Source organism: Inquilinus ginsengisoli (assembly GCF_050434925.1).
Taxonomy (GTDB): Bacteria; Pseudomonadota; Alphaproteobacteria; order DSM-16000; family Inquilinaceae; genus Inquilinus; species Inquilinus ginsengisoli_B.
In genome coordinates this window covers 3,854,978-3,868,643 of the sequence record NZ_JBNDJK010000001.1, presented here as the reverse complement: position 1 = coordinate 3,868,643, position 13,666 = coordinate 3,854,978, and the positions used below count along the sequence as shown (strand labels likewise).

Genomic DNA, 13,666 nt, shown 5'->3' with positions numbered 1-13,666 from the left:
GGCCGGCGCCCGTACTCCGCTGACTCGACCCCGGCTACTTGACCGAGGTGTCGAAGCCGAACCACTGCACCGACAGCTTGGTCATCGTGCCGTCGGCATTCACCTCGTCCAGCGCCTTGTCGAGCTTCGCCTTCAGCGCCGTGTCCTCCTTGCGCAGGCCGATGCCGACGCCAAGGCCGAAGATCGGGTCGTCCTTGCCGGTCAGGCCCGGGCCGAAATGGTCGTAGCCCTTGCCCGCGTCGCTGGCCAGGAAGTCCTTCCAGCCGAGGCTGTCGGCCAGGCCGGCGTCGATGCGGCCGTTCTGCATGTCGAGGTTGAGATCGTCCTGGGTATCGTAGAGCTTCACTTCGGCGCCCGGCACCTTGGCCTCGAGGAAGTTCTGGTGGATGGTCGAGCGCTGCACGCCGACCGACTTGCCCTTGAGCGCCGCCTGGATGTCGGCCAGGGTCTTGGCGTCCTTCAGCACGCCGTCCTTGGCCGAGACGAACCAGGCCGGGGTGGTGCTGTAGGGCTTGGAGAAGGCGATCTGCTTCATCCGCTCTTCGGTGACCGACATGCCGGCCATGATCGCGTCGTAGCGCTTGTTCATGAGCGCCGGGATCATGCCGTCCCAGTCCTGCTGGATGATCTCGCAGGTCATCTGGGTGCGCTTGCACAGCTCGTTGGCGAGGTCGATCTCGAAGCCGACCAGCTTGCCCGAGGCATCGGTGGCGTTGTACGGTGGATAGGCGCCTTCGGTGCCGACGCGCAGCGTCTCCGCCGAGGCGGTGCCGGCGGCCAGCACGAGGGCCGCGGTGGCGGCCAGCGATAACCAGCTCTTCATCATGAAGTCTCCCGTTCAGAACTGGGACCTTGCGGTCCCGGGTTGGATGGGCCGATTTCCGCGAAATCGCCGCGCGCGGTCAAGCATCGCGGCGAAGCGGCGCCCATCAATGTTGCGCCTTGAGGAACTGGCGGATCCGCTCCGAGCGCGGATTGTCGAACACCTCGGCCGGCGTCCCCTCCTCCTCGGTCCGCCCCTGGTGCAGGAAGATCACCTTGCTCGACACTTCGCGGGCGAAGCGCATCTCATGAGTGACGAGCAGCATGGTGTTGCCCTCCTCCGCCAACTGGCGGATCACCCGCAGCACCTCGCCGACCAGCTCGGGGTCGAGGGCCGAGGTCGGCTCGTCGAACAGCATCACCTTGGGCTGCATCGCCAGCGCCCGCGCGATCGCGGCACGCTGCTGCTGGCCGCCCGACAGGTGGCTCGGATAATGGTCACGCTTGTCGGCGATGCCGACCTTGGCCAGCAGCGCCTCGGCGCGCTCCACCGCTTCCTTGCGCGGCACCTTCAGCACATGCACCGGCGCCTCGATCACGTTCTCGAGCACGGTCATGTGCGACCACAGGTTGAAGCTCTGGAACACCATGCCGAGCGAGGCGCGGATACGGTCGACCTGCTTGCTGTCCTCAGGTTCGGCCTCGCCGGAGCGCAGCTTCCGCATCCGGATGAGCTCGCCATTGACCCAGACGCGGCCGTCATTGGGGATCTCGAGTAGGTTGATGCAGCGGAGCAGCGTGCTCTTGCCCGAGCCGGAGGAGCCGATGATCGAGATGACGTCGCCCTGCCGGGCCTTCAGCGACACACCCTTGAGCACTTCGAGCTTGCCGAACCGCTTGTGCATGTCCTCGACGACGATCGCCCCGTCCGAGGGCGCCGCAGCGGCAGCAACAGAGACCACGATGTATGAGCCTCACCCGAGTTCTTGTTGCAGTCGAAACAAGCATTGTTTCCCGGTACCGGTCAACCGCGGCCCGACGCCGCGTCGCTGCAGCCGCGAAGACGAAGGTCCCGGGCCGGCTTTCATCGCACAAGTTGCGGCGATCCGGCCGTTCCGGTCATCCGGCACCGGGGGCCGGCAGCTGGGACATGCGGCCCTCGATCGCCCGGCGCTCCTGGCTGCCCTCCTGGAACTGGTCGCGCATCCGGCCCCACAGCCGCCGCGCCTCCTCCGGCTGCCCCGCCTTCTGCGCGGCGACGCCGAGGAACCACAGCGCCTGGAGGTCGTTCGGATCGGAGGCCAGGATGCGCCGCAGCCCGGTCTCCAGCAGCGGCGGCACGTCCTCGCCGCGGCCGGCGGTCAGGAGGGCGTCGGCATAGGCGCGCAGCAGGTCGGCATTGTCCGGCGCCAGCGCCGCGGCCCGGGCGTAGGCGTCGGCGGCGGCGCCGGCGTCGCCCAGCACGCCGCGGGCGCGGGCCAGGCGGACCCAGCCTTCGAGATCGTCCGGCGACTGCTCCAGCCGCGCCGCCAGGCCGTCGACCATGCCGCGGATCGCCTTGGCCTGCTCGTCCGGCGGCAGGGAGGCGATGGCGCCGGCCGCGCCGGTGGCCGGAGGAGCGGCCCGCGCGGCGGGCGGTTGCGGCTCCGGCGTCGCCGTCTTCGGGTCGAGGCCCAGGCGTTGCGCCGCCTCAGCGAGATGCTGGCGCACCGAAGGCAGCCAGGGCGCGTCGGTCGGAGACTCCCGCACCAGCGCCTGCCACAGATCGAGCGCGGCGCGGTCGTCGCCGGCCTGGGCATTGCCCAGCGCCAGGAAGTAGCGGGCGCGGACATCGCCGGGCCGCAGCGTCAGGGCCTGCTCGAAGGCGGCGCGCGCGGTCTCGGTAACGGCGCCGCCATTGGCGCCGACCAGGGCCTCGCCGTAGCGGCCGGTCAGCTCGGCGTCGGCATTGCCGAGGCCGATGGCACGGCCATAAGCGTCGGCCGCCTTGGCGCTTTCGCCCAGCTGGCCCCAACGCTGGCCGAGCTCGATCCAGCCGGCGCGGTCCTGCGGGCTGGTGGCCAAGCGCTGCTCCAGGGCCTGCGCCTCGGCCATCGCGGACTGGACCGCCGCGCGCTCGCCCGGGTCGCGGTTGGCGAAGGGCTGTGAGGGCAGGCCGGGCGTGCCTTCGACCAAGTAGACCGCCAGCGCCGCCACCGGCAGCAGCACGGCGAGACCCAACGCGACGCGGCGCGGCGGCACGGCAGGAGCCGTGACCTCCGGCTTCATCTCGCCCGCGGCGGCCAGCAGGCGGCGGGCGATCTCGGCCTTCGCCGCCTCGGCCTCGGCGGCGCCGATCTCACCGGCGGCGAGCTCGCGCTCCAGCTCCTTCAGCTGGTCGCGGTAGATCGCGGCATCGGCGCCGGAGGGGAGGGAAGCGTCGGCGGCGAACAGGCGGCGCAACAGCAGCGCCACGGCACCACCGGTCATCACTGCGGCGACGATCCAGAACAACCAACCGGTCACGGCGCCGATTCCTCGTCCATCAGCCGGGCCAGGCGGCGGTTTTCCTCCGGCGACAGCGGCGGCGCCTCGGCCGGGCGCCGGCGGCGGCGCAGGATCAGCAGGGCGATGGCGGCGAACAGCAGCACCACCGGGCCGAACCACAGCGCCAGCGTGCCGGCGCGCAGCGGCGGCCGCAGCAGCACGTAGTCGCCGTAGCGGGCGGTGACGAAGTCCAGCACCTGGGCGTTGCTATCGCCGGCGGTCAGCCGCTCGCGCACGATGCGACGCAGGTCGCGGGCCAGGTCGGCGTTGGAATCGTCGATCGACTGGTTCTGGCAGACCAGGCAGCGCAGCTCCTGCCCCAGCTCCCGCGCCCGTGCCTCCAGCGCCGGATCGGCCAGTTGCTCCTGCGGCTCGACCGCGAAGGCGGGGGCGGCAAGGGTCAGAGCCAGCAGCAGCGCCGCAAGGATGGCACGTCCCCTCACTTCGCCAGCTCCGCCAGCAGCGGCCGGATCTCGCGGTCGACGATGTCGGGGGTCAGCGGACCCGGGTGCCGGTAGCGGATGCGGCCGGCCTTGTCGATCACGAAGGTCTCCGGCACGCCGTAGACGCCGAGGTCGATCGCGGTGCGGCCCTCAGCATCGGCGCCGATCCGGCGGTACGGGTCGCCGTTGCGCTTCAGCCAGGCCAGGGCGTCCTCCGGCTTGTCCTTGTAGTTGATGGCCAGGACCGGAATGCCGTCCTCGCGGCCGAGCTTGGTGATCACCGGATGCTCGGCCAGGCAGGGCACGCACCAGCTGGCGAAGACGTTCAGCAGCATCGGCTGATTGCCGAAATCGGCGGTGGCCAAGCCATCCGACCGGCCCGGCAGCGCCGCCAGGTCGAAGGCCGGCAGCGGCTTGTCGATCAGAGCCGAGGGCAGGGATTGCGGGTCGCTGCCGGACAGGAGCCTGGTACCGACCCCGACGGCCAGGGCGGCGAGCAGCAGCAACGGCAGCAGGAACAGCAGTCGGCGCATGGTTTCGCGATCCTCAGGCCGGCGATCCGACGGCCGGCGCCGCCGCCCGCCGCGGCGCGCCGACGCGCAACCGGCGATCGCTGAGCGACAGGGCGCCGCCGAAAGCCATGACCAGGGCGCCGCCCCAGATCCACGGCACCAGCGGATGGTGGTACAGCCGCAGGCTCCAGCGTCCGTCCGCCTGCTCCTCGCCCAGTGCGACATAGACGTCGCCAGTGAGTGTCGTGTGGATCGCCACCTCGCTGGTCGGCATCCGGGCCACCGGGTAGAAGCGCTTCTCGGGTGCGAGGTCGGTGACCAGGGCGCCGTCGTGCAGCAGTTGCAGGTCGCCCAGGCGGGTCTCGTAATTCGGCCCCTGCCGCGCCTGCACGCCGTCGAACACGACCTCGTATCCACCGGCGAGGTCGAGGCGGTCGCCGGGCTTTGCCAGCACCAGCTTCTCGGTCGACCAGTAGCTGGTGGCGATCATGCCGAGCAGCGCGATGCCGAGCCCGCCATGGGCGAAGGCGGTGCCCCACGCGCTGCGCGGCAATCCCGCGGCGCGGGACAGGCTGTCACGCAGCGGGATCCGGAACAGCCGCACCCGCTCCGCGATCTCGGTGACGGCGCCGAGCACGACCCAGGCGCCGAAGGCGATGCCGAGCAGCGCCAGCACCGGCCCGCCGCCCTGCAGCCAGAGCGCGGCGAGGACCACGATCACGGTGCCGGCGGCGGCGAATTTCAGCCGGCCGAGCACGCCCGGCAGGTCGCCGCGCTTCCAGGCCATCAGCGGCGCAATCACCATCACCACGACCACCGGCGTCATCAGCGGCACGAAAGTGAGCTGGTAGAACGGCTTGCCGACCGAGACCGCCTTGTCGAGCAGCGGGTACAGCGTGCCGATGAACACCGTTACCGTGGCGGTGCAGATCAGCAGGTTGTTCAGCACCAGCGCCCCTTCCCGGCTGATCGGGGCGAAGACGCCGCCCAGCTTCAGCCGCGGCGCACGGATGGCGTAGAGGGTGAAGGCGCCGCCGATGGTGAGCGCCAGCAGCAGCAGGATGAAGACGCCGCGCTCCGGATCGACCGCGAAGGCGTGCACCGAGGTGATGATGCCGGAGCGCACCAGGAAGGTGCCGACCAGGCTGAGGCCGAAGGCGAGGATGGCCAGCAGGATGGTCCAGCTCTTCAGCGCGTCGCGCTTCTCGACCACGAGGGCCGAGTGCAAGAGCGCGGTGCCGGCCATCCAGGGCATCAGCGAGGCGTTCTCGACCGGGTCCCAGAACCACCAGCCGCCCCAGCCGAGCTCGTAATAGGCCCAGTAGGAGCCGAGCGCGATGCCGACGGTCAGGAACGACCAGGCGGCCAGGGTCCAGGGCCGCACCCAGCGTGCCCAGGCGGGGTCGACCCGGCCCTCCAGCAGCGCCGCGACGGCGAAGGAGAAGGCCATCGAGAAGCCGACATAGCCGAGATAGAGGAAGGGCGGATGGAAGGCCAGGCCGGGGTCCTGCAGCAGCGGGTTCATGTCCTGGCCGTCGAGCGGCGCCGGGTCGAGCCGCAGGAAGGGGTTCGAGGTCAGGATGATGAAGGCCAGGAAGCCGACCCCGATCATGCCCTGCACCGCCAGCACCCGGGCCTTCAGCGTCGGCGGCAGGTTGCCGCCGAACAGCGCCACCGCGGCGCCGAACAGGGCCAGGATGAGGACCCAGAGCAGCATCGAGCCCTCATGGTTCCCCCAGACGCCGGTGACCTTGTAGAGCATGGGCTTGGTGGAAAGGCTGTTGTTCGCGACCAGCGCCACCGAGAAGTCGGAGACGACATAGGCCCAGGTCAGCGCCGCGAAGGCGATGCCGATGGCCGCGAGCTGCAGCGTCGCCGCCGGCTCGGCAATCGCCATCAGCCCGGGATGGCGCCGGGCGGCGCCCCACAGCGGCAAGGTCGACTGCACCAAAGCGAGGATCAGCGCCAGGACCAGGGCGTAGTGGCCGAGCTCGGGGATCATTGCGACGCCACCGTGCCGGTGGGAAGGGCGGGCTTGCCGGAGCCGCCGGGCGCGCCGGGATGGCCGGCGTCCCTCAGGGCCTTGGCGACTTCGGGCGGCATGTATTTCTCGTCGTGCTTGGCCAGCAGCTCATCGGCGACGAAGGTGCCGTCGGCCCCGACCCGGCCATGCGCCACCACGCCCTGGCCCTCGCGGAACAGGTCGGGGACGATGCCGCCGTAGCGCACCGGCACGTCGAAGGCGGTGTCGGTGACGGTGAAGGTGATGGTCTGCCCGTCGGGCAGGCGCCGCAGCGAACCGTCGACCACCAGGCCGCCGAGGCGGAAGCGCTGCCCCTCCGCCACCTTTCCGTCATGCAGCTCGGTCGGGCTGTAGAAGAACAGCAGATTGTCCTGGAAGGCGGTCAGGGCCAGGGCCGAGGCGGTGCCGATGCCCAGGGCGGCGAGCCCCAGCAGCACCAGGCGGCGGCGCTTGCGGGTCATGCTCGTCTCCCCCGGCCGCGCAGCTGCTCCAGCGCCTCGAGGCTGCGCCGGCTGCTGCGCCGCCGCGCCAGGGTGGCGACGGTCAGCCCGACCAGCACCACCAGGGCGGCGCCATAGGCGGTCCAGACATAGAGGGCGTAGCCGCCCATCGCGAGGAACTCGGTCATCCGATCGGCTGCTCCAGCCCCGGCGCCTCGCCCCGTCGCGCGGCCGTGGCGGCGGCCAGGCGCAGGGCGCGGATCCGGCGTTCGGCGATCTCGGTCTCGGTGCGCAGCAGCACCAGCCAGGCGAACAGCGCGGTGAAAGCGACCGCCATCAGCAGCAGCGGGACCAGCATCGACGAGTCGAGGGTGGAGCCGCCCAGCTTCATCACCGAGGCCGGCTGGTGCAGTGTGTTCCACCAATCAACCGAGAACTTGATGATCGGCAGGTTGACGGCGCCGACCAGGGTCAGCACCGCGCCGGCCTTTAGCCCGCGCTGCGGGTCGTCGAAGGCCGAGACCAGCACGATGTAGCCGAGATAGATGAAGAACAGGATCAGCACGCTGGTCAGCCGCGCATCCCACACCCACCAGGTGCCCCACATCGGCTGGCCCCAGAGCGAGCCGGACAGCAGGCACAACGCGGTAAAGCCGGCGCCGAGCGGCGCCGCGGCCTTGGTGTAGAGTTCGGCCACCGGGTGCTTCCATACCAAGCCGACGGCCGAGGCCACGGCCATGGTGGCGTAGACCATCATCGCCATCCAGGCCGAGGGTACATGGATGTACATGATCCGCACCGTCTCGCCCTGCTGGTAGTCCGGCGGCGAATCGAACAGGGCCAGCCACAGCCCGGCGCCCAGCGTCAGCAGGGCGATGCCAAGGGCCCAGGGCCGCAGGGCGGCGCTCAGGCGCAGGAAGCGGGCCGGGTTGGCGAAGCGGTGCATGGCGTGGCGTGGCGATCGTTGGGTCCCAGGATAGACAAAGCTAGGTCGCGTGTCGGCGGTTCAATTGCCGCGGCCCGCGGGGCCGCCGGCCGCCCCGCCCGATGCATGGATGGCGTCGCGCAGCTCGGGATGGAAGGCGCCGTAGTCGCAGGTCAGCTCCTCCCCCGCCGCGATGTCGCGCCGGGCGACGCAGACCTCGCCCACCGTCTCCAGCGTCGGGTCGTCGCTGTGGTTCATGAAGCGGGCATCGTCGAGGTTCAGCGACAGCCCGCCCGGCAGCTCGGGCGCCGGATAGGCGTAGCGCTCGAGGAAGTCGCGCGCGGTCTCGGGCAGCGCGGCGATCGCGGCATCGGGCACGAAGGCCTCGAACACGGGATGCCAGCGCCAGACCTCGGTGCCGGCGGCGATCGGTTCGGCGGCGAGCAGGCCCAGCCCTTCGATCCGGCTGGGCCCGACGGTGGTGGGGACGAGAAGCATCGGCCGGGTTCCTTTTCCCAAAGCATTACGCGAGCCCGGCCCCCGCGTCACCCCGGACGAAGGGTCGAGACGGAATGAGGCCATGCCGGCCGCGGATCGATCTGGCGATCAGGCCCTCTGATCGCCTCACGACTGCGCCTGGCGCAGCGCCGCCGCGGCGGCGATCGGGGCCAGGGGCAGGGCGGCGGTGAGGCAGCCGCCGAGCAGCAGCAGATGTGGGCGGGCCGTGAGGCCGGTCGCCACTGCCTCCACCGCCGCGGCGCCGAAGATCAGGACCGGGATGAAGAGCGGCAGGATCAGCAGCGCCAGCAGCGCCCCGCCGCGCCGGGCGCCGAGGGTCAGGGCGGAGCCGACTGCGCCGATCAGGCTGAGGCAGGGCGTGCCGAGCAGCAGCGACAGCGCCAGCACCGGCCAGGCCGCCGCCTGCAGCCCCAGCATCGCCGCCATCAGCGGCGACAGCAGGATCAGCGGCAGGCCGGTCAGCAGCCAATGGGCCAGCGCCTTGGCCAGCACCGCGGCCTCCAGCGGCAGCGGCGACAGCATCAGGAGGTCGAGCGACCCGTCCTCGTAGTCCTGGGCGAACAGGCGGTCGAGCGCCAGCAGCGTCGCCAGCAGCGCCGCGACCCAGACCACGCCGGCCGCGATCCGGCCGAGCAGCGCCAGCTCCGGCCCCACGCCGAGCGGGAACAGGACCACGGTGATGACGAAGAAGGCCAGCACGGCGGCGACGTCGCCGCCCGAGCGCAGGGCCAGGCGCAGGTCGCGCGACAGCAGGGCGAGGAAGGCGCTCACAGCGGCAGGTCCTCCGCCGCGTAGTCCTGCAGCGCCAGGAAGCGGGCGCCGTCGAGCGCCAGCGGCACATGCGTCGCCAGCAGCACCAGCCCGCCCGCGGCGCGGTGCCGGGCGATGCGCCCCTCCAGCCGCGCCACCGAGGCGGCGTCGAGGCCGAGCGTCGGCTCGTCCAGCAGCCACAAGGCGGCGCGGCCGAGCTCCAGCCGCGCCAGGGCCAGACGGCGGCGCTGGCCAGCGGAGAGGTAGCGGCCCGGCAGATCATCCAGCCCCTCCAGCCCGACCGCGGCGATGGCGGCGTCGATGGCAGCGCCGATCGGCCCCTCCCCCGCCGCGGCGCCGGCCATGGCGGCCCAGCTGCGCAGCGCCTCGCGCACGGTCAGCGCCGGCTTCACCGCATCCTGATGGCCGAGATAGGCGATCGAGCCGGGAGCGCCGGTCCAGTCGAGCTGCCCGGCGAAGGCCGGCACCAGCCCGGCGACCAGGCGCAGCAGGCTGGACTTGCCACTGCCGTTCGGCCCGGTCAGCACCAGCGCCTCGCCGGCATCGAGCCGGAAGGACAGCCCGGCGAAGACCAGCCGCCCGCCGCGCAGGCAAGCGAGGCCGTCGGCAGTCAGACTCGGCTCAGGCGTGGGCGCGGCGGTCATCCCCCGGCAATAGCAGCCGGACGGCCCCAAACGGAAGGGGCAGGACCGCGGTCGGCCCTGCCCCCTCGTGCCGCGCCGCCCCCCGACGGCACGGCGTCCCGTCGCAACCGGTCAGTAATGCGGGTTGTTGGCGTTCGAATTGCCGATGATGTCGAAGCGCTGGCTGGCGCCGCCGGTGCAGTTGCGGATCTGCAGCCGGGTGCCGTTGGTGTTGTCGACCACGTCGGCGCAGCGGCCGTTCATGCCGATCAGGCGGCCGTCCGGCTGCAGCTGCCACTTCTCGCTGGAACCGCCGTCGCAATCCCAGATGTGCAGCTTGTCGCCGTTGTTGCCGTTGCCGCCATCGATGTCGAAGCAGTATTCGGCGTTGCCGACTGCGCGCAGCTGGGTCTCGTCGCTATAGATCCACTGCTGCGGCACGCCGCCGGTGCAGGGGCGCTGGTTGAGGTCCGAACCGTTGGCGTAGAGGCCGCTCTGGATCTCGACGCAGTAGCCGGACTGGGCGCTACGCAGGCTGAAGCCGGTCGGAACCGAGCGGCGGACGCCGTTGACCGGCAGCTTGCCGGAGAAGGTGTCGAGGCTCTCGCGGCTGATCATCGAGGCGCCCCAGCCCACCGCCAGATACATCTGCTGGAAGGCGTCGAACTGGTTCTCGTTGCTGGACCAGAGGTTGACGATCTGGCCGTTCTGCTGCGCGGTCAGCGTGTCCTTGTACCAGTACTGCACCGCCTCGTGGTTGCCGCAGACCACCCATTTGTTGGTGTTAGCGTCGTCGAAATCGTTGGCGTTGCCGTTCCAATAGAAGTCGTTCGGCTCATGCGCCTCGGGGCAGACGAAGATCTGCGCCGCGCTGCCGAACTGGTTCACATACTCTTCCTGGGTGTCGTTCTTGTCGCCGATCGGGCCGCCCATCATCTGCAGGATGATGCGGCCGCGCAGCGAATCCACCGTCGGCCAGCCGGCGCGGTAGACGCCCTCGCGCAGCGAGGCGTAGCCGGTGAAGGCCCGCAAGGTCTCCGGCTTGTAGACCTTGACCCCGAGCTCGGTCGCCACCAGCGTGTTCAGCGCCGACATATAGCCGGCGTCCCAGCCCCACAGGCCCAGGCTGGGCTTGAGGTCGAACTGCACGGTGATCGGCAGGTGGCCGGGATGCGCGTCGCTCCACGCCTTGATGTCGCGCAGGCAGTCCTGCAACAGGCCGCCGGCGCCGCCCTTGCAGTTGTTGTCGGTGTTCGAATTGCCGGGATCATGTTTCACCGGGAAGCCGGAATTGTCGTAGACGTCGATCTCGACCACCTGGTTGCCGCGGTCCAGCACGTCGGTCAGCCTGGCGAAATGCACCTTCTCATAGGCGTTGTGCGGCCGCGACCAGTAGGCGGCGTTGTAGGTGGTGGTCCCGGCCAGCGGCTGGCCCGCCGGCACCTCGGCCGACGCCCCCGCCGACAGCAGCAGGGCGGCCGCGACGGCCGCTCCGAACAATGCACTCCGTTCCATCGTTTTCCCCTTCCGTCCGGCGCCACCCATCGGCCGGCGCAACGGCGATGCTAGGCGGCTTCGAAGACGGCCGCGTGACGATTTGAACACGTGTTCATGACGAAGGGGATGCCTGTTCGCAGACACGAGCTGCTGGGCGGGAGGGCTACGGCCGCGGCCCTCCCGCCATCAATCATGAAGCCGACGGCTCGCCGCGGGCAGCCTCGGCCGCGCCCGCCGGGGCGGCGGCGTACCAGTCGATCCGGCGGGTCACATACATCACGCCGCTGAGCGCCAGGAACAGGCCGATCGAGCCGAGCAGCAGAGCCAGGTCCTCGAGCTGCATCAGCGCGTATAGGGCGCCGTACAGGATGGCCAGCAGCGCGCCGAGCACCACACTGCGCTTCCAGGTGCCGAGCACCGGCCGGCAGTAGAGGACGATCTGCGCCACCACCGCGGCCGCGCCGACGCCATAGGCCGCGGCGAAGCCGATCTGCTCGGCGAAGGACAGCAGCAGCAGGTAGAACAGGCACAGCGACAGCCCGACCAGCCCGTACTGGAAGACGTGGATGCGCAACCGCGCCACCGCCTCGAACAGGAAGAACAGGGTGAAGGTGAAGACGATGAACAGCATGCCGTATTTGGCCGAGCGCTCGGTCTGCTGATAGGCGTTGACCGGCTGGAAGAAGCGCACGCCGAAGCTGGAGCCGGACACGGCGGACAGGTAGTTGCCCTCGCCGCCGACCCAGGCCTGGGGGTAGCCGCGGCCGAAATAGGACAGCTCCCACTCTGCGGTGAAGCCCTGCGGGCCGATGCCGGAGCGCACCGGCAGGAAGGCGCCGTCGAAGCTGGGGTCAGGCCAGTTCGAGCTGGCGGTCACCCGGGTGGAGCGGCCGAGCGGCAGGAAATCGAGGCGCTGGCTGCCGTTCAACCGCAGCGTGGTAGCGAACGGGATGGCGGATTGGGCCGACGCAGCCGACAGGCCCGGCAGGCGCAGGGTCATGCCGGCGCCGAAGCGCTGGCCCAGCTCGCCCGGCGCGCCGGGCTGGAACGGCAGGTCGCGCCCGCCCCAGCGCAGCGACGCGCCTTCGCGGATGCTGCGCGGGTCGGCCACGCCGACATAGAGATAGGCCGAGGACCAGTCGATCGTCGCCTCCGGCCCGGCCAGGGACGCGGCGTCGCCGATCAGGAACTGCCCGGACAAGGCGAGGTCGACGGTGTAGACCACGGCCTCGAACAGGCCGCGCCTGCGCGTCTCCGGCGCCGCCTTGGCCTCGATCTCATAGCGGTCGGGCAGGATGACGAGCTGGCGGTCCAGCGGCGGCAGCGGCGTGCCGTCGGCGCGCGGCTCGGACGGCACCCGGAACGGCACCACCAGGATCGGCCCGATGACGCGCTGCGGCCCGCCCCAGCTGCTGCCGATCTCGTCCACCACGGACCGGTAGCGCTCTTCGCGCTCGCCGATCACGTCGTAGACCAGGAAGACCGGCAGCAGGAAGGCGACGGTCAGGAAGACGATGGCCAGCACCTTCAGCGCCGGCGACCCGGCGCGGAGGCGCCGGGTGGGCCAGGCGGCGGCAGGCGGGACGGAGTCGATGCTCATGGCGGGCTCGCTCGAGGCTGCGGAGCCCGCAGCGTCAGGGCCGCCCATGGCCGCTTCGTGGCGGCGCGACGGAAAGCTGGGGGCGCGCAGCGGCGCCCCCCTGGATCTTTCACCTGGCCTGGACCAGCTTCCAGCCATTCCCCGACGGATCGCGGAAGCTGGCGTCCACGCCGCCGTAGCGCTCGATGGGCTCCTGGGTGAACTCCACACCGCGGGCGAGCATCCGGTCATGCGCGGCGCGGCAGTCATCGACGATGAGCACGAGCGGCGGCATGGCGCCCTTCGCCACGATCTCGCGCAGGGCCTGGACGGTCGCCGCGTCGACCGTCGGCGACTGCGGCGAGAACAGGCCCAGCTGGAAGGAGGGCTGGTCCGGATGCTGTACCGTGAGCCAGCGATAGTCGCCGTTCTGCGCGTCGGTGTGGACGCGGAATCCGAGCTTCTCGATATAGAAATGAAGGGCTTCGTCCTGATCGCGGACGTACAGACCGACAACACCGACACCCTGGCTCATGGGACCTCCGTTTGCTGAGACCCAGGCACCCTATCGTCGGCCTCCAGCCGCCGCTTCTCCGAAACTGCGATTGTGAGGTCGGGCCGGTGGGCGGCGCTCAGGAAGCAGCCCGGCACTCGATCGAGCTGATGCGGGGCGGCCTTCTCGCGGGTACGGAGCTCGCCCGGGCTCTCGCCGGTGACATCGCGGAAGGTGCGTCCGAAGGTTCCCAGGCTGTTCCAGCCGGTCTCGAACGCGATCTCGGTGATCGGCAGATCCGTATCGCGGAGCAGTGCCGTGGCCCGTTCGATCCGGCGCGTGAGCAGATAGCGATGCGGCGGGACGCCGAAAGCATCCTTGAACGACCGTGCGAAATGGGCCTCGGAGACGCCGCTGACGCGCGCCAGCCGCGGCACGGGCCAATCCTCATGCGAGGCGGCATCGATCCGGTCCTTCGCGCGCAACAGGCGGCGCAGCAGCGCAGGGTCCTGGCCCCTGGTTGACCTCGATGCCGTGTCGGCCATGGTGCATT

The 13,666-nt window shown here is 70.7% G+C and carries 16 protein-coding genes; all 16 read right to left on the bottom strand.

Translation table 11 applies throughout. The features are described from left to right. Positions 1-34: 34 nt before the first annotated feature. Positions 35-823 (bottom strand): transporter substrate-binding domain-containing protein, encoded by a 789-nt coding sequence (locus QFZ27_RS18360; protein WP_429227822.1) that lies wholly within the window; start codon positions 821-823, stop codon positions 35-37. 106 nt (positions 824-929) lie between these two features. Continuing rightward, the gene (locus QFZ27_RS18355) at positions 930-1,667 is read right to left on the bottom strand and encodes an ABC transporter ATP-binding protein (RefSeq protein WP_429232471.1); all 738 of its coding nucleotides are present in this window, start codon (positions 1,665-1,667) and stop codon (positions 930-932) included. Between the two features lie 214 nt (positions 1,668-1,881). After that, complete coding sequence (ccmI, locus tag QFZ27_RS18350; protein ID WP_429227821.1) at positions 1,882-3,267, bottom strand: c-type cytochrome biogenesis protein CcmI; 1,386 nt, start codon at positions 3,265-3,267, stop codon at positions 1,882-1,884. Continuing rightward, positions 3,264-3,731 (bottom strand): cytochrome c-type biogenesis protein, encoded by a 468-nt coding sequence (locus tag QFZ27_RS18345; RefSeq protein WP_429227820.1) that lies wholly within the window; start codon positions 3,729-3,731, stop codon positions 3,264-3,266. The genes ccmI and QFZ27_RS18345 overlap by 4 nt, the downstream gene beginning before the upstream one ends. Then, complete coding sequence (locus QFZ27_RS18340; RefSeq protein WP_429227819.1) at positions 3,728-4,264, bottom strand: DsbE family thiol:disulfide interchange protein; 537 nt, start codon at positions 4,262-4,264, stop codon at positions 3,728-3,730. The genes QFZ27_RS18345 and QFZ27_RS18340 overlap by 4 nt, the downstream gene beginning before the upstream one ends. A 13-nt stretch (positions 4,265-4,277) precedes the next feature. Continuing rightward, on the bottom strand, positions 4,278-6,245 hold the full coding sequence (locus QFZ27_RS18335; RefSeq protein ID WP_429227818.1) for a heme lyase CcmF/NrfE family subunit: 1,968 nt from the start codon (positions 6,243-6,245) through the stop codon (positions 4,278-4,280). Further along, the gene (gene ccmE, locus QFZ27_RS18330) at positions 6,242-6,727 is read right to left on the bottom strand and encodes a cytochrome c maturation protein CcmE (protein WP_429227817.1); all 486 of its coding nucleotides are present in this window, start codon (positions 6,725-6,727) and stop codon (positions 6,242-6,244) included. Before ccmE ends, QFZ27_RS18335 begins: the two co-directional genes overlap by 4 nt. Continuing rightward, positions 6,724-6,894 (bottom strand): heme exporter protein CcmD, encoded by a 171-nt coding sequence (gene ccmD / locus QFZ27_RS18325; protein ID WP_429227816.1) that lies wholly within the window; start codon positions 6,892-6,894, stop codon positions 6,724-6,726. Before ccmD ends, ccmE begins: the two co-directional genes overlap by 4 nt. Further along, positions 6,891-7,652 carry a heme ABC transporter permease gene (locus QFZ27_RS18320; protein WP_429227815.1) on the bottom strand — a complete coding sequence of 254 codons (762 nt, stop codon included), beginning with the start codon at positions 7,650-7,652 and terminating at the stop codon, positions 6,891-6,893. The genes ccmD and QFZ27_RS18320 overlap by 4 nt, the downstream gene beginning before the upstream one ends. A 60-nt stretch (positions 7,653-7,712) precedes the next feature. Beyond that, a complete protein-coding gene (locus QFZ27_RS18315) occupies positions 7,713-8,129 on the bottom strand; it encodes an SET domain-containing protein (RefSeq protein ID WP_429227814.1) in 417 nt (138 codons plus the stop codon). Positions 8,130-8,255: 126 nt separating this feature from the next. Beyond that, positions 8,256-8,921, bottom strand: a complete 666-nt coding sequence (gene ccmB / locus QFZ27_RS18310) for a heme exporter protein CcmB (RefSeq protein ID WP_429227813.1) — start codon at positions 8,919-8,921, stop codon at positions 8,256-8,258. Beyond that, entirely contained in the window at positions 8,918-9,565 is a 648-nt protein-coding gene (gene ccmA / locus QFZ27_RS18305) for a heme ABC exporter ATP-binding protein CcmA (protein WP_429227812.1), read from the bottom strand. Before ccmA ends, ccmB begins: the two co-directional genes overlap by 4 nt. Before the next feature lie 111 nt (positions 9,566-9,676). Further along, positions 9,677-11,059: a Ca2+-dependent phosphoinositide-specific phospholipase C gene (locus QFZ27_RS18300; protein ID WP_429227811.1), complete on the bottom strand. Its 1,383-nt coding sequence runs from the start codon at positions 11,057-11,059 to the stop codon at positions 9,677-9,679. Positions 11,060-11,231: 172 nt separating this feature from the next. Further along, positions 11,232-12,641 (bottom strand): cell envelope integrity protein CreD, encoded by a 1,410-nt coding sequence (creD, locus tag QFZ27_RS18295; protein ID WP_429227810.1) that lies wholly within the window; start codon positions 12,639-12,641, stop codon positions 11,232-11,234. 109 nt (positions 12,642-12,750) lie between these two features. Further along, the gene (locus QFZ27_RS18290; protein ID WP_429227809.1) at positions 12,751-13,155 is read right to left on the bottom strand and encodes a VOC family protein; all 405 of its coding nucleotides are present in this window, start codon (positions 13,153-13,155) and stop codon (positions 12,751-12,753) included. Continuing rightward, positions 13,152-13,658 (bottom strand): helix-turn-helix transcriptional regulator, encoded by a 507-nt coding sequence (locus tag QFZ27_RS18285; RefSeq protein ID WP_429227808.1) that lies wholly within the window; start codon positions 13,656-13,658, stop codon positions 13,152-13,154. The genes QFZ27_RS18290 and QFZ27_RS18285 overlap by 4 nt, the downstream gene beginning before the upstream one ends. Between the last annotated feature and the right edge of the window lie 8 nt (positions 13,659-13,666).